Below are 19,319 nucleotides of genomic sequence, written 5' to 3'. Positions count from 1 at the left end.
AAGCTCCGGCGTCGAGGAATGCGATTTCATCCGGCCATCTCCAGCGGCGTCTCTTCGACCGCGACAGGCTTCGGCTTCGCTGCCGTCTTGTCCGAGACAGCGACACCCAGAATGGCGCGTGCATCGGCGCGAGGCCGCCGCAGCACGTCCATGCCACGTGACCGGGCTTCGATCACAAGCGCCTCCTCGGAGCGTTCACACTCAAGGAGCAGCCTTTCCAATTCGGCCACCTGGGCCTTGCGCTCGTCGGCGGGCAAGCCGTCGTCGGGCACCTGTTCGTCAATCATGCGCTCCAGACTTTCGAGGAGCGTATCCGGCGCAACGGCGGCGACGATGGACAGCGGGTCCCGCGTGTCGAACGACAGGCCGAACTTCTTGTCCCGCGCCGTACCTTCCAGCACCGGCTTTGCCGCCGCACCCAACCGCTTGACGTAGTACGCCGCCTTGTCCCGCAGTTCATCTTTCGGCAGGTGCGTGCCCTTCATCTCTCGGATGCGCTGCTTGAGAGTACCGATCTCATCACGCGTTGACGTGATTGCGGCTTGCAGGTCGGTGACGTTCGGAAGCGGCGTCTCGACGGAGACGAGCTTGGTCCCCTGCGGCAACCGCGCCATCCACACATTGATGGCCTTGAGGGTGTCGAGGTCGTTGACGGCACGCGCCTTGCGCCGTCCCGCGACTTCACGCAAATGCTCCTGCTTGCGCTGCGCGGCGTCAATCTCCTGGCGCAGTTCTTCGTACCGCTTGTCACGTTCATCGAACGTGCTCCGGCGTTGCGCCAGTTGGATGATCTGGCGACCAATGTTGTCGATACGACCGGGGATCGACCGTAGCAGCGCGTCGCTGTCCGCGGCTTCCTGCGTGAGGTCGTCCAGTTTGGATTTGGCTTCGATGGGCAGCATTACTCGTTACTCCTCCATGCATTCGAGAGCCACAGACGGTGGTCCTCGTAAGGTTCGCCCGTTACCTTCGGGACGGTCGGTGCGTCGTCACCGTGCTTCCACGCATTGGCAAGGGCAGTTTCGTTTTGCTCATAGGCGGCGGTCACGCCTTCGGGAATGTCATCTCCCGAGACAGCGCCGGGACGGTGAAGGATGCGCTGGCCGTCACGGTCGCCGTCCATCGCCGTCATGCGGACGCGCATGACCTTGTTGCCGTGTTCGTCGAGAACGATCTCGTAGTTGTCGTGTTTCTGCATAGCTATCTCCGTTGAACTTCCACGACGTGGCGGTGAACCACCTCGGCGGGCTTGATGAGTGCGGCGACTTCACCGAGGGTATGCGGACGCCAATCGTGCGCCCGCTTCCACGGCGTTTTCTCAGCGGCGAGTTCGTTCATCACCGCTTCGTCATGCGGGCACGGGTAGTAGCGGTACCCGTCTGCCGTCTTGACCTCGATTGCGCACAGCGAGCCTTGCGGGCTGCGCACCGTGACGAATGAGCCCTCAATCTCGTCCGGCCCCACGTCCTTTGCTTTCCAATTCCGTTCCATCGTTACTCTCCTTCTAACCAACACCCGCTCTCGCGGGATTCCTTACAGTCGCCAGGGCGACTTCCTCGCGAGGAGTTCGTGCACGGGGCCTATGAGACCGAGCTGTCTCGCAACGTACTGCTGCTCGTAACTCATCTCGTCCGGCGGCTTTGGCTTCGGCGGCGGCTGTCGGTGATCACGTCCGAGATGCACGATGCGATGACCGTTGACCTTGTCGTCGACATTCAGTTTCGTCATTTGAACGTTCTCCCGAGTCCCAAACCAAGGCCTTGATCGCCAGCGATTCCGCCGAGCAACTTCGGCATACCTTTGCCCATCCTGGAGATGTCGTAGCCGCCGTGTTCAAGCTCCACGAGGACGCCGAGTGCAGCGTTGGCGCAGTCGTCATGCGCGCCTGGTGCATGGTCGATGCTGTCACGGCCACCACGCGCCGTGCGTCTTTCAAGGCCGACGATTTGGTTGAATAGCTTCTTGTGCTCGAGGAGCTGCACCTGCCCCGAGTTCAACAGCGGCAGCGCATCGCGGTAGATGTCTGACTTCGGACGCGCGTTCTGCACGTACTCGATGCCGCACTTGTCGAACTGTTCAACGGGCCACTCTCCGGCGTAGCGGTCGCCGTTCACCTTCGTGATGCGGTACGCTTTCAACGTGCGGGCAAACTCTGCAACCACGTCGGACGGCGAGAACGGTGGCCGCACCTCGCGCAGACAATCGAGGACGCGGCGGTCGTCTTCGTTGTGTCCGATACCCAAAGTGAAGCTGTCGGACGAACCACCGGATGGGTCGACGAAGGCGGCATAGTTAAAGCGCGCGTCGTAAGGCCGTTCGTGCACGCCGACCGACACGCATGCGTCTACGGCTTCGCGGGACACGAAGGATTCGATGTCCGTGCGGAACTCTGCACCGTACTCGGCGGCGGCACTGACCGGGTCCTTGTCGTACTCGTCGTCAAGGAACGATTGCCGGATGGCCGGGTTCATCCGCTTGGTCGGTGCTTGCCACACCAACACGCTGTCGCCGTCCTTGCCGAAGTGCCGCTGATACGTGTCCCACAGGACGCCACGTCTTGCGTATGGCGAGGATGCGCAGAGCAACAGCCCGTCGGGAATGGTCGCCATAGCCGGACGGATAGCCGCAATGACTTCACTGTCGGGATTGGCGCTGTCGTCGGAACGCCAGAACGCGATCTCGTCACATAGCGCGGCGACGATGGTGTAGCCACGGACGGTGCGGAAGCTGCAACTGTGGACCTCGATGGTCACCGAACGCTTGAGGTTGACCGACTCCTGCGTCTCGCCTTCCACACACGCTTTCAACATGGGGACGGCGTGCAGGATGCCCTTGACGTATCGAATGATCGTCTTGGCCTGCTTACGGTCGGCGGCAATCACCATCACGGTGGCACGTTCGCCGGGGCCTAGATAGGGACGCCAATCGCGGAAGCAGGCTAGGAAGCATGCGATCAACGCCAGCACGAACGACTTGCCCCCGCGTCTCCCGATGACCAGCCATGCCTCTTGTGCTTGTTGACGTGGCCTGTCGCTGCGGTTGGTGCACTGCCTGTAGATGCGCCGCATGTCGCGGTCCATCGGTAGCCCGAATAGTGCGGCGAGGAATGCGAACCATGCTGTCCACGTGCTCTTGTCACGGAAGAGGCTCGCAAACACCTTGCGGTCGGCTACGGCGTCGAGAATGTTCACCGCGAGCCCTCCCTTGGTGAGAGGGCGATACAGCGACGTTGGCCAACAGGCGTACCGAGGCACACAGAGGAGTAACAACCACTCTGCATCCGACCGCCAGGACGGTTAGGACGGGCTTTCATCGTCCACCTCCTCAATGTCGTCTGCATTGCGGGAGCGTCGGCGCGCATAGGAGAGCGGATCGGGAGGCGTCACGTCCTTGGCCTTGCGGTCTATCCCGAGGAGACGCAGCGTGCGACCAAGGGCACCCGTCAATCGGGTGTAGTCGCCAACATCAACGGGTTCGCCCATGACCGACTTGGCGTCGAGGTTCTCTCGCAGGATCGTGAGGCCCGTGCATGATCGCACCAACTGACGCTGGGCTTCGGACAGCGTGTCCCAGCCGCCTAGATCATTCGCCATGTCTTCTTGGAGTTCGCGGTAACGGCGAGCGATAACAGAGCGGCCGTCAACTAATGGGAGAATATCGCGGCCAGCCTTTAGCCGCGTGCGCAATTTACTGGATGCAATGTCTTTGGTCGTTGGACGACCTGACTTCTTTTTCGGTCTCATCACCACACGCTCGAAAACGGCCTGTTCGAGGCAGCGAAATTGCATTGACCTTGCAGGGACGCAATCCCTTTGGTGAGTACCTACCTGTTTAGAAGGGTGTCCGGGGGAATGGGACGTGAAACGAAATCACATCCACATGCGCAATTGTCCATCGTAGGCGTTTCGACGCGTTACTCGTGGATGCTGCGCGCGTGCATCAACTAATTCGATGCAGGGAGGGGTTTGCTTGTGGGGTACCCATCACCACGATCCAAGGGGTGCACCCATAAACTGACAGCATGTGCCTACTACTGGGTTTCGGTAGGTAGCGCATAAACTAACGGCATATACCCATTCGCTGCATATGGCCGGTACCACGATTGCGACAGCGACAGGAACCACGATTGCGATATGGCGAGGGGGAATGGCTGGCGTGCTGTCCTCGTGACCATATTAAGCGAGATGCGATTTTGCGGTCATGTGGATTGCCTCGTTTGCGCGCTTGATCGTCTCTTTTGCTCACCCGTCTGCGCACGATGACGACGCACGTCTCTTGAACGATCTCAATCTTGTGACCTCGATTGGCTTACCCGTCCGGTTATCAATCTTCATCTTCGGTAGCGGCTTCGGCTTCGGCATCAGTTCAATGTGTTTGACGATCTGATGCTCTTTTAGCCCGAGCCTCTGCAAGTGCCCGACGATGCTCTCCAGCTTCGCGGTCTCGTGCTGTGTCGCTATCTCGTCTCCATTCAGCGAGGTGAGCCGCTTGGCGACCGCGGCGTGCAATCTCTGCTCCGCTTCCTCGGTAAACGAACTTCTGCTTCGACATGGTCTCATTCTCCACTCCTGTGCGTGACGGCGGGGTCCTGGCGATCATACTGACGCCGTGTGCCTTGGTGGTGAGGGGACGGGCTGTGGCGAGGGGACTTCTCCGATGCCGTACAGCCTCATGACGGCGACGGCTTTGCTACCGCCGTTCACCCATCGTCCTCCCGCCACCAGTTCCGATAGGGTTTCGGCTTCCCCTTGCCTTTGCGCATCGCCTGTCTGTGTCTGAGGCTGCGCCGACCACGAGATGACGATTTGGTTTTGGCTTCCACCGCTGCCGATTGCGCACGTGACAACCATGCTGGAGGTTCATGCTTCGGGGGCAACGTGTGGAGTAGACCTTCCTCGGAGAGAATGCGGAGGTCCTGTCTAAAGGAGGAACGGACTGTTGAAACGGCGAAGGCTGTTGGCTTATAGCCAATGGCATGTAGCCTTTGCATCAACTGATCCGTAGGCAGATCAGGTTCATAGGTCAGGACAACCTTGATCGCCTTTTCACATCCGGGAACATGCGAACTACTCATGCAACCTTCTCCACCAATTCGGGGACGTGTTCATGTGCGTGTTCATCAAAAGTCGGCTTAATCGTGTATACAAAAGGTCCCCTACCGAAACTGTCGATTAGACCTTGCGCGGTGCTGCCGACAGCGCGGTAGGCGATGCACCCCCGAGAGAGGTCTTCGTTGTAGCCGCTGTCCGTGATGATGGACGCGCGCCGTCGTGTTCGTTTGCGCCGATTGTCTAACCAGCGTCCTAGGCGCTCCAGGTCCTTGCGGTAGAGGCCGATGGCTTTCGACGACCACAGGCGGGCGAACCAATCCTCGAGATCGACCTGACTTAGATTGCCGCACGTGAAGCCATGCCGCTTGATCGCCTTCGATCCTGAGACGCGGGCTTCGAAATGGAAGCAGTCGACTTCGCCCGTCAGTTTGCTGTGCCTGTCGCTGTACCATTGGAACGTGACGCCGGGCGTGCGAGCGCCCGACCTGGCGTTGCCGTTTTCGAAAATCGTCATCTGCCGCGAGCGGTGCCGGTGCTGAACGAACGACCGATTGAACTGTTCCGCGAACGCACAAAGCTCATCCTCGCCCGGCATGATGACGTCCTGCGCGACCTCGACGTAGGTGAGCAGCGCGTCGTCACGCTTCGCAAGCCACGCGAGGACTGCCGCTTGCGGCTGGAGCAGCCGGAGATATTGCCGGTAGGCCGAGCTGAACCGTGCCGTCCTGTTGACGACAAATGGCGGACCTTGCAGCGGCGCGCCGCAATGACCGCTCAGCCATGCGAGTTGACGAGGCGAGACAGGATGCTGCAACCAAACCCCCAGGACATCGTAGAAGCAGAAAGGATTGCAAATCCCTCCCTGCTGCCTTAGGTCACCATTTGGCAAGGCGCCCTCCGCTGCGGCGGCGTGTTTTGCAGATGTCCATCATCACTTCGCTTCTTCCAGGACCCTCGTGACGGCCAATCACGGGGGTCCCTCCTTCTCGACTAGTCAAAGCCGAACGCTTCCGTCCACGCTTGCGCATAGGCGAGGTCGGGCGGAAGGTACTCGTAGGCCCAGAGGTAGAAGTACCTCGACAGGAACTCCTGGTAGCGCCGCTGGTAGTCCTCGAGTTCGGTGTCCTTGACGCGACGATACTCCGCGAGGTCGACGATCTCGGCGCTGTTATTGAGAGCGAGTCTAGCCATGGGCGGCCTCCTTCTCACGGAGCCACGCGTCGATATCCGACACGCGCCAGAAGAGCATGTTCTCGGTGATCTTGATCGGGGGAGGCATGAGCCCTCTTCGTCGCCAGTTGTCGAGCGTCCACGGATTGACGCCGAGACGCTTCGCGAGATCCTTTTTTCGGATCATGTCGAGTGCCGATGCCGGGACATCAGCTATGGCGTTATCGAGGGGAGGGATCTCAGCTAGCGCATCAACGAAGGGCGAGGCATCATTCGCGCCAATGTCGGGGGACTGGGCAGCCCTGGCTCTGCCTCTGGCTTTGGGCATGAAAAAACTCCTGTCAACGCAACAGGCCGATCCCGAGTGTGGGTCCGACCGCGGTTGAACAGGAGCACGCCCTCCGAGGCTGCACGTGCGCAGCACCTCAGACTTGTATATTAGGTAGCCCCAGGCAATGCAAACATTCCACAGGCGCCCCCGCATTGCATCTGCATTGCATCGGGAACCAGGTGGACGGCGAGGAATGCCGCTATGTCATTGATTTGTTTGGTGGAGCCAGACGGGATCGAACCGACGACCTCGTGAATGCCATTCACGCGCTCTCCCAACTGAGCTATGGCCCCTTAAAGGAATTGTTGTGAATCCGGGCTGCCGAGCAGCGCCGTCGATTCCAGACCGCATCGTTTAGGCTGAGCGGCCCGTTCGTTCAAGCGAAATGCGACTCGGCGCGACGGATCCATTGGAACAGGACGGGTTGCCGGGGGTCGTGCGCCTCCGGCAATGTCCTAGCTTTCGTCTTCCCGTTCGTTCTTGACGATGTCGGTGACGTCGTCTTCCTCTTCGTCGTCCTCCAGGAACGTATCCTCGTCGTCGCTGTCGGGGATGTCTTCATCGTCATCTCCGATATCGGCGATTTCCTCGTCGTCGGCTGCCGCTTCCTCGGCCTCCTCCGCCTCGTCCAGGCTGATAACCTCGGCGCCGCCCAAGACGGGCTTGTCCTCTTCTTCCTCAACCTCAGGCTTGGCGGCCGGCTGCGCAGCTGCACCGCGCCGCGTCGGCGTCGCGACGTGGTACACGGCTTGGCAGACGGGGCAGACAATCGGCGAACGACCCAGATCGTAAAACCGCGCGTCACAGCTCGCGCACACGCGCTTGGTTCCCCGTGCGGGTTTCGACATGACTCTCCTCAAACATAGTCTAAGCGTGACTCCCCATTGCCACGCCTCATGCGTAGTGTCAAAAGCTATCAAACATCCTCAAACAGCAATCTGATCCCCATGCCGCAGCCTCTAACCGCTCGCCGATCCGCAGCTATTTCCGGCCGTGTGAAAGTTCCCGGCGACAAGTCGATCTCGCACCGCGCGCTCATCTTGGCCGGCCTGGCCACGGGACGAACGCGCATCGAGGGATTGCTCGAGGCCGATGATGTTCTGGCGACGGCGCGGGCCGTCGAGGCGCTCAGCGCCTCCGTCGTCCGAGACGGAGACGTCTTCGAGGTTTTGGGGCAAGGCGTTGGCGGTCTCAGTGCTCCCGAGGGCGTTCTCGATTTCGGCAACTCCGGTACGGCCAGCCGGCTGATGCTCGGCGTGCTGGCTGGCTATCCGATGCCTGTTTCTCTCACGGGGGATGCGTCCTTGTGCCGGCGCCCCATGAGCCGCGTGTTGAAGCCGCTGATGGAGATGGGGCTGTTGGTGGAGGACGACAGGGAGACCTTGCCGCTCTCGGTCGTGGGCACCCAGGATCTTTTGCCGATCGTATATGAGCTGCCGGTGCCGTCCGCCCAAGTGAAGTCGGCAATTCTGCTGGCGGGGCTCCATGCGCCGGGACGCACCACGGTGATCGAGCCTCTCCCGACACGCGACCACACCGAACGTATGCTGCGTTATTTCGGCGCCGAGGTTGACGTGGAGACGCGCGCGGACGGCTCGCGGGCCGTCAGCGTCGCCGGCGATGCGGAGTTGCGGGGCGCCCATGTGACCGTGCCGGGTGACCCGAGTTCGGCGGCATTCCTCGTCGCCGCCGCCCTCATCTGTCCCGGCTCCGACCTCACGATCGAGAATGTGCTTCTCAATCCCACACGCACCGGCTTCTTCGACACGTTGCAGGAGATGGGGGCCGATATCGCGGTGCTCGATCAGCGCGATGCGGCCGGCGAGCCCGTGGGCGATCTGCGGATCCGGTCGAGTGCGCTGAGGGGCGTGCGCGTACCCCCTGAGCGGGCGCCGTCCATGATCGATGAATATCCGGTCCTGGCCGCGCTCGCGGCCTTTGCTCAAGGAGAGACCCGGATGGAAGGGCTCGCCGAGTTGAAGGTGAAGGAAAGCGACCGCCTGGCCGCGACCGCCGCCGGGCTCGCGGCTTGTGGCGTAACCGCGCGCATCGAAGGTGACGATCTGATCGTCACGGGCACGGGCGTTGTGCGGGGTGGCGGTACCGTGGCGACGGAGATGGATCACCGCATCGCCATGGCCTTCCTGACGCTGGGCCTCGGCGCCGAGGAACCCGTCGCCGTGGACGATATCGCCATGATCGCCACCAGTTTCCCGGCCTTCGTGCCATTGATGACCGGTTTGGGAGCGCACCTCGTATGATTATCGCGATTGACGGGCCGGCCGCGTCGGGCAAGGGCACTTTGGCCAAGCGGGTCGCCGCACACTATGGACTGCCCCATCTCGACACGGGGCTGCTCTACCGGGCTGTGGGCCGGGATGCTCTGGCCCGAGGCATCGCCCTGGACAACGCGGAGGCCACGGCCGAGGTCGCCTCTACGCTCGAAATCGCCACGCTCGATGATCCCGCGCTGCGGACGGCGGGGGCTGGCGAAGCGGCCTCCCAGGTGGCCCGGCATCCGGCCGTGCGCACGGCGCTTCTCGCCTATCAGCGGAACTTCGCCCAAGGCGAACTCGGCGCGGTCCTCGACGGCCGCGATATCGGCACGGTGATTTGCCCCGAGGCGGATGCGAAGTTGTTCGTCACCGCGACTCCGGAAGTCCGCGCCATGCGGCGGTTTCTGGAATTGACGGGCCGTGGCGTCGCCATCACGGAGGCGACGGTGCTGGCCGATATCAGGGCCAGGGACGAGCGCGATTCGACCCGGGGCGCCGCTCCGCTCGTGCAGGCCTCCGACGCGGTCTTGCTCGAAACCACAAATTTGAGTATAGACGCGGCGTTCAGGGCAGCTCTCGATTTGATCGAGGCTGCGATGAGCCGCGCAGGGCGGGCCGGTTGAGGCCGTGCCCGTTTGGCGTTGGCCCATCATCTTGAAGCAAGCTTGAAAGAATTTCGCGCGGCGAGGCGAAGCGGACCAGGCCATTTGGAGATGGCGGCGGTCCGGGGCGCGTTCGTCGCATTGCTACAACATCTAGCCTCGGGTTCGGCCGCACAAGGCAAACCACAACCAACGAACGCCGAGTAGGAGTACAAATGTCCGAACCGCAGACCAGCATCAGCCAGCCGAGCCACGACGAGTTTGCAGCGCTTCTCGAAGAATCTCTGACCGGCGCAGCGCTCCAGGAAGGCAGTGTGGTCAAAGGAACTGTCGTCAGCATCGAGAAAGATGTGGCGATCATCGATGTGGGCCTTAAGACCGAAGGCCGCGTCCCCCTCAAGGAATTCGGCGTCCCTGGCGCCCCCTCCACGCTTGTCGAAGGCGACGAAGTCGACGTCTATCTCGAGCGTGTCGAGAATGCTGCCGGCGAGGCAGTCCTGTCCCGCGAGAAGGCCCGCCGCGAAGAGAGCTGGGTCCGTCTCGAGGAGAAGTACAAGAACAACGAGAAGGTCGAGGGCCAGATATTCAATCGCGTCAAGGGCGGCTTCACCGTCGATCTCGACGGCGCCGTGGCCTTCCTTCCGGGCAGCCAGGTCGACATCCGTCCGATCCGCGATGTCGGCCCGCTCATGAATTCCCCGCAGCCCTTCCAGATTCTCAAGATGGACCGCCGCCGCGGCAATATCGTCGTATCCCGCCGCTCGGTTCTGGAAGAGAGCCGCGCCGAGAAGCGTGGCGAGATTGTCGCCCGTCTCAAGGAAGGCGAAGTGGTCGACGGTGTCGTCAAGAACATCACCGATTACGGTGCCTTTATCGATCTTGGCGGTATCGACGGCCTGCTTCACGTCACGGACATGGCGTGGCGCCGGGTCAACCACCCGAGCGAGATCGTCAATGTCGGCGACACGGTGAAGGTGCAGATCATCCGCATCAATCCGGATACGCAGCGCATCAGCCTTGGCATCAAGCAGCTCGAGGCCGATCCGTGGGAAGGCATAGCCGCCAAGTACCCGGTCGATGCGCGCTTCAAGGGCACGGTCACGAACATTACCGATTACGGTGCGTTCGTGGAGCTGGAGCCCGGCGTCGAAGGTCTGATCCACGTTTCCGAGATGAGCTGGACCAAGAAGAACATTCACCCCGGCAAAATCATCTCCACGAGCCAGGAGGTCGAGGTGCAGGTTCTGGAAGTCGATCCGGACAAGCGCCGCATTTCGCTCGGTCTCAAGCAGACCCAGGAGAACCCGTGGGTCGCGTTCGCGGCGGCATACCAGCCGGGGACCGAGATTGAAGGTCAGATCCGCAACATCACCGAGTTCGGCCTGTTTGTCGGCCTCGATGGCGGTATCGACGGCATGGTCCATCTGTCCGATCTGGACTGGTCCAAGTCTGGCGAGGAAGCTCTCAAAGACTACAAGAAGGGCGACACGGTGAAGGCCGTTGTCCTTGAGGCAGACTCCGAGAAGGAGCGCATCAGCCTCGGCATCAAGCAGCTTGCGGCTGACCCGTTCGAGGGTGCGGCTTCCTCCGACAAGCTCGGCAAGGGTGCCCGCGTGACCTGCGAAGTGACGGCCGTTAAGGACAATGGGATCGAGGCCAAGCTTCTCGACCATGACCTCACGACCTTCATCCGCCGTTCCGATCTTTCCCGCGATCGCTCCGAGCAGCGTCCCGACCGCTTCGGCGTGGGCGAGAAGTTCGATGCCGTCGTGACCCAGGTGGATCAGAAGACGCGCAAGATCTCCGCCTCCATCAAGGCGCTCGAGATCGCCGAGGAGAAGGAAGCGGTGGCCCAGTACGGTTCGACCGACTCCGGCGCCTCGCTCGGCGACATTCTCGGAGCGGCCTTGAACAAGGCCAAGGATGCGGACGAGGAGCCGGCCGAGGCGGACGCTGCGGCCGACGCCGAAGAGGCTCCGAAGGCCAAGGCTGCGTCGAAGGCCAAGACCAAGCGCGCTGCCAAGGCTGCGGCCGACAGCGAGAGTGCGGACGAGGCCTCCGCGGAGGAATAGTCCGGCACGCCTCACGGCTGCCTGATTTTCGATGTCTCACGGGCTGCGGTCGATTAGACTGCGGCCCGTGTTTCATTTGAGCCTGAGTTACAACTCTCGAGTCGCACCCTTATGAGCCTTGACGCAGAACGCGTAGTCGAACGGCGCCGCCTCAAGCGGCGTGTTTCCATCTGGCGCATCGCTGCGGTGCTGCTGGCCGTGCTGTTCGTGGGCTCGCTCGTCATGAGCGACTCGGACTCCAGCGGCACGGGCGGAATCCTGCCCCATGTGGCGCGGATCACCATCGATGGCGTGATCACCAACGATCGCAAGATGATCAATCTGATCGATAGGGTCCGTAAGGCTGACCAGGTCAAGGCGGTGATCATCGAGGTCAACAGCCCCGGCGGGACGACGACGGGCGGCGAAGCGCTCTACGACGCCATCCGGCGCCTGTCGAAGAAGAAGCCCGTGGTCGCGACCTGCGGGACCCTGGCGACCTCCGCCGCCTATATCGTCGCCCTCGCCTCGGACCGGATTTTCGTCTACGGCAACACGATCACGGGCTCGGTCGGCGTGATTTTCCAATGGGCCAACGTGACCGAGTTGATGAAGAGTCTCGGCATCCAGTTCGAGGACGTGAAGAGCGGAACCCTGAAGGCGGTGCCAAGCCCGTTTGAGCCGACCACGGAAGAAGCCCGCAAGGTGACCGAAGAGATGGTCGACGATGCCATGGAGTGGTTCGTCGGCCTCGTGAAGGCGCGCCGCAAAATCACGCCGGACACAATTCCGGGGCTCACCGAAGGACGCATCTATTCGGGTCGTCAGGCCGTCGACTACAAGCTGGTGGACCAGATCGGAGACGAACTCGCAGCGCGCACGTGGCTTGCGACGGAACGCGGTATTCAGCCGGGTTTGCGGGTGCGGCAGTGGAAGCCCCCGACCGAGGACACGGGTTTTCTCGGGTTTGCGACACAGTCCATCGCAGCAATGTTCGGCTTGTCCGGCAGCAAGTTTGCAGGGCTGTTGGACGAGGCCAGTGCGGTCCTTGAACTTGACGGTCTGGTCTCTGTTTGGCACCCTGCGTCCAATTAGTGGGGCTTGGATCGCGGCGGTACAGGGCTGCGGTCCCTTTGGGGCGTGCCAATGATAAAATCCGAGTTGATTCAGCGGGTGGCCGCCGCCAATCCGCATTTGTTCCATCGTGATGTTGAGCGCATCATCAATATCATCCTCGATGAGATCACCGGTGCGCTGTCGCGCGGGGATCGTGTCGAGTTGCGCGGCTTCGGCGCCTTCACCGTCAAGCATCGCGCGGCGCGGCAGGGCCGTAACCCGCGGACGGGTGACACGGTATTCGTCGAGGACAAGTTTGTGCCCTTCTTCAAGACCGGCAAGGAATTGCGCGAGCGCCTCAACCCGGATGATAACCAGGGTGGCGCATAGCGCTGACGGCGTGTGGCCCCGAACGGGCCGCTTGGGGAGCGAGACGTGACGCGGAAGCTCGTCCTGGGACTTGTGATCATCCCGCTCGGCCTGGCGCTGATCGCGCTAGCCGTCGTCAATCGTGGACCGGCCGAACTCATTCTCGATCCGTTCGGCGGCGACCAGGGCTATATGGTCGAGGCCCCGCTGTTTCTGTTCCTCCTCTGCGCCTTTGCGCTCGGCCTCCTGATCGGAGGCTTCGCTTCCTGGATCAACCAGGGCAAATGGCGCCGGACGGCCCGGGCCGAGGCGCGCGAAGCACGCGACTGGCGCCGGCAGGCGGACCGGCTGGAACGAGAGCTGGAATCGGCCAACACCGCGCAGCAGCGGCCGCAGCTTCCCGCCCAATAGGCCTTTCCCCATGGACCCCTTGACCGTTTTCGGTCTCATTGCCGTGACCGCGATGCTGGTCACCTACGCGCTCGAGGACCGCAGCCCCTGGTTCATCCTAGCGTTCGCGTTTGCGTGTCTCCTCGGGTCGGCGTATGGCTTCCTGCAGGGTGCTTGGCCCTTCGGTGTCCTCGAGGCAATCTGGGCTGGCGTCGCGGCCTATCGCTGGCGCAGCCGGGTCGCCCGGTAACCTCTATGTTGCGGTGCGATGGACTTAAGCGCCTGGATTTCATAGGGTGAGCGCCGCTCGGGGCCCCGGTCCGGCGGCCCCCGTGTCACAACCTTTTTGAAGAGCTCCCGTGACGGTCGAAGTTAAAATTTGTGGTGTGCGGACGCCCGCCAGTCTCGATGCCGCGATTGCTGCAGGCGCCGATTTCGTCGGCTTGGTCTTCTTCGCGAAGAGCCCGCGCAATCTGTCGCCCGCGGATGCAGCGCGTCTCGCGACGGCCGCGCGCGGGCGGGTCAAGACGGTTGCGGTGCTCGTCGATCCCGACGATGCGCTGATCGACACGATTGCCGCCGATGTACGTCCGGATGTGCTGCAGCTTCACGGCTCCGAGACGCCTGAGCGCGCTGCCGCCATCAAGGCGACGACGGGCCTCACCGTTTTCAAGGCCGTTCCGGTTGCGGAGCGCGCCGACGTGAACGCCGCCGCGCGCTACGAGGGTATCGCGGACCGGATCCTGTTCGATGCCAAGGCACCGGCCGGCGCCGACTTGCCCGGCGGCAACGGTCTGCGTTTCGACTGGGCGATCCTCGAAGGCGCATCCGCGCCGTTCGCGCTGTCGGGCGGGCTCGCTGCATCCAACGTCGCCGAAGCGATCCGCCTGTCGGGCGCGTCGCTGGTCGACGTCTCGTCCGGGGTGGAAACCGCGCCGGGCGAGAAGGATCCAGGCCTTATCGCGCAATTTGTTCAAGCGGCGCGGGGCACGGCGCCAGAGCATAAGAAAGCCTCATGAGCACGATGACGGATGCCTTGAATACCTATCGCGGCGGCCCAGACGAGCATGGCCATTTCGGCCTGTTCGGTGGCCGCTACGTGGCCGAGACCCTGATGCCGCTGATCCTGGATTTGGAGCAGGCCTATACCGAGGCGAAGGCCGACCCTTCCTTTCAGGCCGAACTCGACTCCCTGAACGCGCACTACTCGGGACGCCCCAGCCCACTCTATTTCGCTGAGCGGCTCACGGAGCATCTCGGCGGCGCCAAGATCTACTTCAAGCGCGACGAGCTCAATCACACGGGCTCGCACAAGATCAACAATTGCCTGGGACAGATTCAACTCGCGCGGCGCATGGGCAAGACGCGCATCATCGCCGAGACGGGCGCCGGCCAGCATGGTGTGGCGGTGGCGACCGTGGCGGCGCGTTTCGGACTGCCGTGCGAGATCTACATGGGCGCAACCGACATCGAGCGGCAAAAGCCGAACGTGTTCCGCATGCGTCTGCTCGGCGCCAAGGTCAATCCGGTCACGTCCGGATCAGGCACGCTCAAGGACGCCATGAACGACGCCTTGCGCGACTGGGTCGCGAACGTCCACGACACGTTCTACATCATCGGGACCGTCGCCGGACCGCACCCCTATCCCGCTATGGTGCGCGATTTTCAGTCCGTCATCGGCAAGGAAACGCGCGAGCAGATGATGGAGCGTGAGGGGCGTCTGCCGGACACGCTGGTTGCCTGCATCGGCGGCGGCTCCAACGCGATGGGGCTGTTTCACCCCTTCCTCGACGACCGCTCCGTGGCGATCTACGGCGTCGAGGCGGGCGGTCACGGCATCGACGTGCCGAACGGCCATGCCGCCTCCATGACTGGCGGTGAGCCCGGCGTTCTGCACGGCAACCGCACCTATCTGCTACAGGACGACGACGGACAAATTCTCGAGGGCCACTCCATTTCGGCGGGGCTGGATTATCCCGGCGTTGGCCCCGAGCATTCCTGGCTCAAGGACTCGGGCCGCGTCACCTATGTGGCCGTGACGGACAAGGAGGCGCTCGAGGCCTTCCAGCTCTGCACGAAGCTCGAAGGCATTATTCCAGCCCTCGAACCGTCCCATGCGCTGGCCTATGTGCGGAAGCTTGCACCCGAGCTGCCGAAGGACAATTTGTTGGTCATGAACATGTGCGGTCGCGGCGATAAGGACATCTTCGCCGTCGCCGAACACCTCTCGATGGAAATGTAGTCATGACCAGGATCGATCAGACATTCGCAAGGCTGAAGGCGGAAGGCCGTGGCGGTCTCGTCACGTTCATCACGGCGGGCGATCCCGACTACGACACCTCGCTCTCCTTGCTGAAGGGGTTGCCCGGGGCGGGCGCCGACATCGTCGAACTCGGCATGCCGTTCTCCGATCCCATGGCCGACGGTCCGGCCATCCAGGCCTCATCGCTTCGTGCCTTGAAGGGCGGCCAGAACATGAAAAAGACCCTGGCCATGGTGCGGGAGTTCCGGACCGAGAACCAGGACACCCCGATTGTGCTGATGGGCTACTACAATCCCATCTACATTTACGGCGTCGACCGGTTCGTGACCGATGCGAGCGAAGCGGGCGCCGACGGGCTGATCATCGTCGACATGCCGCCCGAAGAGGACGAGGAGTTGCGTCCCGCCGCAGCCGAAAAAGGGTTGAATTTCATCCGGTTGGCAACGCCCACGACGGATGCGAGGCGGCTTCCCGCCGTGCTCGCGAACACGTCGGGTTTTGTCTATTATGTCTCGATAGCCGGGATTACCGGAACCGCGGCGCCCGACGTTTCGTCGGTCGGCGCACACGTGGCCCGCATCAAGGCCCATACCGACCTTCCGATCGCGATCGGCTTCGGCGTCAAGTCGCCCCAGCAGGTTCGCGATCTTGCGGCCCTCGCGGAGGGCGTGGTTGTCGGGTCGGCCCTGGTTTCGTCGATCGAGGAGTCGCTCGACGAGAACGGTCAGGCGACGGCGGAGACCAAACCGAAGCTTTTGGGTTTTGTGGAGTACCTCGCCGAGGCACTCCATGAGCGAGCCGAAGCGTCGGCGATCTAGAGCGGCAGCAGCGTAGAGAGTTGGACCAGTGAACTGGATCAATAGCGTCGTCAGACCAAAAATCCGCAGCTTCCTTCGCAAGAAGGAGATCCCGGACAATCTTTGGGTCAAGTGCCCCGAGACCGGCCAGATGATCTACTACAAGGATCTCGAGGCCAATCAGTTCGTCGTCCCCGGGTCCGATTTTCATATGCGCATGACGGGCCCGGCCCGGCTGAAGGCGCTGTTCGACGACGGGAAATACGCGGCACTGCATCTGCCGGACGTGCCCCACGATCCGCTGAAGTTCCGCGACGAGCGGCGCTATTCCGAACGCCTCAAGGATGCCCGCAGCAAGACCGGCCTTAACGATGCGGTCCATTCGGGCATCGGCAAGCTGCATGGCGATACGGTCGTGGCCGCGGTTCAGGACTTCGACTTCATGGGCGGCTCGCTCGGCACGGCTGCCGGCGAGGCGGTGATCTCATCGATGCGGGCGGCGCTCGTGCGCAATGCCCCGTTCATCCTGTTCGCCGCGTCCGGGGGCGCCCGCATGCAGGAAGGCATTCTTTCGCTCATGCAGATGCCGCGGACCACGGTGGCCGTGGAGGAACTGCGCGAGGCCAATCTTCCCTACATCGTCGTGCTCACCAATCCGACGACGGGTGGCGTGACCGCTTCCTACGCCATGCTGGGCGACATCCACATCGCCGAGCCCGGAGCGCTGATCGGCTTCGCAGGCCCGCGCGTCATCGAGCAGACCATTCGCGAACAGCTTCCGGCGGGCTTTCAGCGGTCCGAGTATCTTCTCGAACACGGCATGGTCGATATGGTGGTCCATCGCCACGACCTGCGCGCCACGCTGGCACGCATCTGCAATCTGCTCCTCCATCGCCGCCTCGACGCAACCGCCGAAGACCAAGTGAAGGCTCTCGTGCATCGTCCCGCCATTGCGGCGTCTCCCGAGGAACAGGCGCCGGTCCAGGCGCAGGATGCGCCCGCGAAGCACAGCGGTAACGGCCTCGACAAGAGCCACCACGAGGAGCCAGAGGCGGAGGAGGTCTTGACGCAAGCCCCAAGCAATGGCGCTAATCAAGAAACGTCTCAGAATGCGTAAGCTGCGTAGGGCTGGCCCCTTCGATGAAGACCGGCCATGCTTGGCACCTGGAGCAAGGTTCCTTCGATAAGGCCGATTGAGGATTGACCAGTCTACCCGATAGTGCCCGTGGCGCGTCGCCGGACCCATCCGAGGTCATGAGCTCGACGCTTCTCGAGCGGCTGAAATCGCTTCACCCGCAATCGATCGACCTGTCGCTGGGTCGCATCGAGGCGCTGCTGCACCGTCTCGGAGATCCCCAGGACCACCTGCCGCCCGTCGTGCATATCGCCGGCACGAACGGCAAGGGCTCGACGCTGGCGTTTGTGCGCGCGATCGCAGAGGCGCTATCCAAACGCGTGCACGTCTACACCTCGCCCCATCTCGTGGACTTCCACGAGCGGATCGTTCTGGCGGGCCCCCATGGCGCGGCTCCGATCAGCGAGGCGCGGCTGGTCGATTGCCTGGAACGCACGGAGGCGGCCAATGGCGGCGCGCTGATTACCCTGTTCGAGATCACGACGGCCGCGGCGTTCCTCGCGTTTTCCGAGGCGCCGGCTGATCTGCTGTTGCTGGAGACGGGCCTCGGCGGCCGCCTCGACGCGACCAACTTGGTCAAGAAGCCCGCCCTCACGATCATCACCCCGATCGCCATCGACCATGTGTCGTTCCTCGGCGATACCCTTGCGAAGATCGCAGGCGAGAAGGCGGGCATCATGAAGCCCGGCGTGCCCTGTGTCGTCGGTCGCCAGGAGCCCGAGGCCTTGGAAGTGATCGAAGCGCGTGCGGCGGAGGTCGGCGCGCCTCTTCACGTGGCGGGCCGGGACTACGACACGTTCGAACAGCAGGGCCGGCTGATCTTTCAGACCACGTCGCGTCTGCTCGATCTGCCGCTGCCGCGTTTGGCCGGCCGGCATCAGATCGACAATGCGGGGATGGCGATTGCCGCCGCCAGCGTGGTGTTCGGCGATGCGCTGACGCAAAGCGCGCTCGAGGAGGGCGTCACGAGCGCCCACTGGCCGGCACGGCTTGAGCGCCTCGCGGTTGGCGCCCTTCACGCCTATGCAAGCGAGGGCACCGAGATCTGGCTCGACGGCGGCCACAACGAGGCGGGCGGCCAGGTGGTGGCCAACACGCTCGCCGAACTCGACGAGCGCGTGCCGCGACCCGTGCATGTCATCTGGGGCATGATGGAAACGAAGGACGCCGAGCGCTTCATCGCGCCGTTCAAGGGGCTTGTTGAACGCGTCTATACGGTGCCGATCCCCGGTGAGCCGAATGCGTTCGACGCAGGGCCATTGGCGGAGGTTGCGCAAGCCGCTGGATTCGACGCGGTGCCGGCGAGCAGCGTGCAGGAAGCCTTGTTACGCTCGGCGTCAGGCGAGGAACCCGCACGCGTCCTCATCTGCGGCTCGCTGTATCTCGCGGGCCACGTCCTCAAGCTTCATTCTGGCCGATAAGCGCGGAGCGCGCTACGCAACCCCGTCGACAGCGCCGCCGATCCAGGCCGCGAGCTGATTCTTGGGGTAGGCGCCGCGAAGCGTGTCCACCACTTCGCCATCCTTGAAGATGATGAGCGTAGGGATGGCTCGTACATTGTACTTGGCCGGGGCGTTCGGATTCTCGTCGATGTTGAGCTTGGTGATCTTCACCTTGTCGCCGAGGTCCTTGGCGATCTCTTCGAGCGCGGGCGCGATCTGACGGCACGGGCCGCACCATTCGGCCCAAAAATCCACCACTACCGGCGTCGAGGACTTGAGAACTTCCGCCTCGAATGTGTCGTCTGAAACCTTGTCGGTCGCCATCGATCGTCTCTCCTCATGGCCAGCCGGAAGCGTCCGACCGGACTAATCTGCTGTCCCCCCGG

At 62.8% G+C, this 19,319-nt stretch carries 23 protein-coding genes and 1 tRNA gene; 12 read left to right on the top strand and 12 right to left on the bottom strand.

Annotated elements, in window-relative coordinates; translation table 11 throughout:
• Nucleotides 1–26: 26 nt before the first annotated feature.
• From DCY11_RS06695 to DCY11_RS06640, 11 genes are all read right to left on the bottom strand, one after another.
• Nucleotides 27–902, bottom strand: coding sequence for a hypothetical protein (locus DCY11_RS06695; protein ID WP_108682088.1), 876 nt, complete (start codon nt 900–902; stop codon nt 27–29).
• Nucleotides 902–1,198 (bottom strand): hypothetical protein, encoded by a 297-nt coding sequence (locus tag DCY11_RS06690; RefSeq protein ID WP_108682086.1) that lies wholly within the window; start codon nt 1,196–1,198, stop codon nt 902–904. The genes DCY11_RS06695 and DCY11_RS06690 overlap by 1 nt, the downstream gene beginning before the upstream one ends.
• A gap of 2 nt (nt 1,199–1,200) precedes the next feature.
• Nucleotides 1,201–1,491, bottom strand: a complete 291-nt coding sequence (locus tag DCY11_RS06685; protein ID WP_108682084.1) for a hypothetical protein — start codon at nt 1,489–1,491, stop codon at nt 1,201–1,203.
• A gap of 42 nt (nt 1,492–1,533) precedes the next feature.
• Entirely contained in the window at nt 1,534–1,728 is a 195-nt protein-coding gene (locus DCY11_RS06680; protein ID WP_108682082.1) for a hypothetical protein, read from the bottom strand.
• Nucleotides 1,725–3,191, bottom strand: a complete 1,467-nt coding sequence (locus DCY11_RS06675; protein ID WP_208430513.1) for a hypothetical protein — start codon at nt 3,189–3,191, stop codon at nt 1,725–1,727. Before DCY11_RS06675 ends, DCY11_RS06680 begins: the two co-directional genes overlap by 4 nt.
• Before the next feature lie 105 nt (nt 3,192–3,296).
• Nucleotides 3,297–3,593, bottom strand: a complete 297-nt coding sequence (locus DCY11_RS06670; protein ID WP_108682080.1) for a hypothetical protein — start codon at nt 3,591–3,593, stop codon at nt 3,297–3,299.
• A 1,477-nt stretch (nt 3,594–5,070) separates the two neighbouring features.
• Complete coding sequence (locus tag DCY11_RS06660) at nt 5,071–5,865, bottom strand: hypothetical protein (protein ID WP_108682076.1); 795 nt, start codon at nt 5,863–5,865, stop codon at nt 5,071–5,073.
• A gap of 176 nt (nt 5,866–6,041) precedes the next feature.
• Nucleotides 6,042–6,242: a hypothetical protein gene (locus DCY11_RS06655; RefSeq protein WP_108682073.1), complete on the bottom strand. Its 201-nt coding sequence runs from the start codon at nt 6,240–6,242 to the stop codon at nt 6,042–6,044.
• Nucleotides 6,235–6,408, bottom strand: a complete 174-nt coding sequence (locus DCY11_RS06650) for an AlpA family transcriptional regulator (RefSeq protein WP_108682071.1) — start codon at nt 6,406–6,408, stop codon at nt 6,235–6,237. The genes DCY11_RS06655 and DCY11_RS06650 overlap by 8 nt, the downstream gene beginning before the upstream one ends.
• Before the next feature lie 361 nt (nt 6,409–6,769).
• Nucleotides 6,770–6,845: transfer RNA gene (locus DCY11_RS06645), tRNA-Ala, on the bottom strand.
• A gap of 162 nt (nt 6,846–7,007) precedes the next feature.
• Entirely contained in the window at nt 7,008–7,400 is a 393-nt protein-coding gene (locus tag DCY11_RS06640; RefSeq protein ID WP_069443837.1) for a TIGR02300 family protein, read from the bottom strand.
• Between the two features lie 99 nt (nt 7,401–7,499).
• Between DCY11_RS06640 and aroA the strand changes: the two genes are divergently transcribed.
• From aroA to DCY11_RS06580, 12 genes are all read left to right on the top strand, one after another.
• Nucleotides 7,500–8,813, top strand: a complete 1,314-nt coding sequence (gene aroA, locus DCY11_RS06635; protein WP_108683720.1) for a 3-phosphoshikimate 1-carboxyvinyltransferase — start codon at nt 7,500–7,502, stop codon at nt 8,811–8,813.
• Nucleotides 8,810–9,451, top strand: coding sequence for a (d)CMP kinase (gene cmk / locus DCY11_RS06630; RefSeq protein ID WP_108682069.1), 642 nt, complete (start codon nt 8,810–8,812; stop codon nt 9,449–9,451). Before aroA ends, cmk begins: the two co-directional genes overlap by 4 nt.
• Nucleotides 9,452–9,645: 194 nt before the next feature.
• Entirely contained in the window at nt 9,646–11,502 is a 1,857-nt protein-coding gene (gene rpsA / locus DCY11_RS06625; protein WP_108682067.1) for a 30S ribosomal protein S1, read from the top strand.
• Nucleotides 11,503–11,613: 111 nt separating this feature from the next.
• Entirely contained in the window at nt 11,614–12,576 is a 963-nt protein-coding gene (gene sppA / locus DCY11_RS06620) for a signal peptide peptidase SppA (RefSeq protein ID WP_108682065.1), read from the top strand.
• A 51-nt stretch (nt 12,577–12,627) separates the two neighbouring features.
• Entirely contained in the window at nt 12,628–12,927 is a 300-nt protein-coding gene (ihfB, locus tag DCY11_RS06615) for an integration host factor subunit beta (RefSeq protein ID WP_045364259.1), read from the top strand.
• Nucleotides 12,928–12,972: 45 nt separating this feature from the next.
• The gene (locus DCY11_RS06610) at nt 12,973–13,317 is read left to right on the top strand and encodes a LapA family protein (RefSeq protein ID WP_069443833.1); all 345 of its coding nucleotides are present in this window, start codon (nt 12,973–12,975) and stop codon (nt 13,315–13,317) included.
• A gap of 10 nt (nt 13,318–13,327) precedes the next feature.
• Nucleotides 13,328–13,546: a hypothetical protein gene (locus tag DCY11_RS06605; protein WP_108682063.1), complete on the top strand. Its 219-nt coding sequence runs from the start codon at nt 13,328–13,330 to the stop codon at nt 13,544–13,546.
• Nucleotides 13,547–13,655: 109 nt separating this feature from the next.
• Nucleotides 13,656–14,315, top strand: coding sequence for a phosphoribosylanthranilate isomerase (locus tag DCY11_RS06600; protein WP_108682061.1), 660 nt, complete (start codon nt 13,656–13,658; stop codon nt 14,313–14,315).
• Nucleotides 14,312–15,538, top strand: a complete 1,227-nt coding sequence (gene trpB / locus DCY11_RS06595) for a tryptophan synthase subunit beta (protein WP_371515040.1) — start codon at nt 14,312–14,314, stop codon at nt 15,536–15,538. Before DCY11_RS06600 ends, trpB begins: the two co-directional genes overlap by 4 nt.
• 2 nt (nt 15,539–15,540) lie before the next feature.
• Entirely contained in the window at nt 15,541–16,377 is an 837-nt protein-coding gene (gene trpA / locus DCY11_RS06590) for a tryptophan synthase subunit alpha (protein WP_108682059.1), read from the top strand.
• 28 nt (nt 16,378–16,405) lie between these two features.
• Nucleotides 16,406–17,473: an acetyl-CoA carboxylase, carboxyltransferase subunit beta gene (gene accD / locus DCY11_RS06585; RefSeq protein WP_108682057.1), complete on the top strand. Its 1,068-nt coding sequence runs from the start codon at nt 16,406–16,408 to the stop codon at nt 17,471–17,473.
• Between the two features lie 137 nt (nt 17,474–17,610).
• Nucleotides 17,611–18,912 carry a folylpolyglutamate synthase/dihydrofolate synthase family protein gene (locus DCY11_RS06580; protein ID WP_108682055.1) on the top strand — a complete coding sequence of 434 codons (1,302 nt, stop codon included), beginning with the start codon at nt 17,611–17,613 and terminating at the stop codon, nt 18,910–18,912.
• 12 nt (nt 18,913–18,924) lie between these two features.
• Here the strand turns inward: DCY11_RS06580 and trxA are convergent, their stop codons facing one another.
• Entirely contained in the window at nt 18,925–19,257 is a 333-nt protein-coding gene (gene trxA / locus DCY11_RS06575; protein WP_045364278.1) for a thioredoxin, read from the bottom strand.
• Nucleotides 19,258–19,319: the final 62 nt, after the last annotated feature.

This window comes from Methyloceanibacter sp. wino2, assembly GCF_003071365.1.
Lineage (GTDB): Bacteria > Pseudomonadota > Alphaproteobacteria > Rhizobiales > Methyloligellaceae > Methyloceanibacter.
Note: the sequence above shows the minus strand (reverse complement) of the source record. Positions and strands in the feature narration are given on the sequence as shown.

What these genes read in the sequence shown, in the direction of transcription:
- DCY11_RS06640 (WP_069443837.1), bottom strand. Translation starts at nt 7,400, where the DNA reads ATGTCGAAACCCGCACGGGGAACCAAGCGCGTGTGCGCGAGCTGTGAC.
- ihfB (WP_045364259.1), top strand. Translation starts at nt 12,628, where the DNA reads ATGATAAAATCCGAGTTGATTCAGCGGGTGGCCGCCGCCAATCCGCAT.
- trpA (WP_108682059.1), top strand. Translation starts at nt 15,541, where the DNA reads ATGACCAGGATCGATCAGACATTCGCAAGGCTGAAGGCGGAAGGCCGT.
- DCY11_RS06670 (WP_108682080.1), bottom strand. Translation starts at nt 3,593, where the DNA reads ATGGCGAATGATCTAGGCGGCTGGGACACGCTGTCCGAAGCCCAGCGT.
- trxA (WP_045364278.1), bottom strand. Translation starts at nt 19,257, where the DNA reads ATGGCGACCGACAAGGTTTCAGACGACACATTCGAGGCGGAAGTTCTC.
- DCY11_RS06605 (WP_108682063.1), top strand. Translation starts at nt 13,328, where the DNA reads ATGGACCCCTTGACCGTTTTCGGTCTCATTGCCGTGACCGCGATGCTG.
- DCY11_RS06680 (WP_108682082.1), bottom strand. Translation starts at nt 1,728, where the DNA reads ATGACGAAACTGAATGTCGACGACAAGGTCAACGGTCATCGCATCGTG.
- aroA (WP_108683720.1), top strand. Translation starts at nt 7,500, where the DNA reads ATGCCGCAGCCTCTAACCGCTCGCCGATCCGCAGCTATTTCCGGCCGT.
- sppA (WP_108682065.1), top strand. Translation starts at nt 11,614, where the DNA reads ATGAGCCTTGACGCAGAACGCGTAGTCGAACGGCGCCGCCTCAAGCGG.
- rpsA (WP_108682067.1), top strand. Translation starts at nt 9,646, where the DNA reads ATGTCCGAACCGCAGACCAGCATCAGCCAGCCGAGCCACGACGAGTTT.
- trpB (WP_371515040.1), top strand. Translation starts at nt 14,312, where the DNA reads ATGAGCACGATGACGGATGCCTTGAATACCTATCGCGGCGGCCCAGAC.
- DCY11_RS06685 (WP_108682084.1), bottom strand. Translation starts at nt 1,491, where the DNA reads ATGGAACGGAATTGGAAAGCAAAGGACGTGGGGCCGGACGAGATTGAG.
- DCY11_RS06655 (WP_108682073.1), bottom strand. Translation starts at nt 6,242, where the DNA reads ATGGCTAGACTCGCTCTCAATAACAGCGCCGAGATCGTCGACCTCGCG.
- DCY11_RS06580 (WP_108682055.1), top strand. Translation starts at nt 17,611, where the DNA reads ATGAGCTCGACGCTTCTCGAGCGGCTGAAATCGCTTCACCCGCAATCG.
- DCY11_RS06690 (WP_108682086.1), bottom strand. Translation starts at nt 1,198, where the DNA reads ATGCAGAAACACGACAACTACGAGATCGTTCTCGACGAACACGGCAAC.
- DCY11_RS06650 (WP_108682071.1), bottom strand. Translation starts at nt 6,408, where the DNA reads ATGATCCGAAAAAAGGATCTCGCGAAGCGTCTCGGCGTCAATCCGTGG.
- cmk (WP_108682069.1), top strand. Translation starts at nt 8,810, where the DNA reads ATGATTATCGCGATTGACGGGCCGGCCGCGTCGGGCAAGGGCACTTTG.
- DCY11_RS06695 (WP_108682088.1), bottom strand. Translation starts at nt 902, where the DNA reads ATGCTGCCCATCGAAGCCAAATCCAAACTGGACGACCTCACGCAGGAA.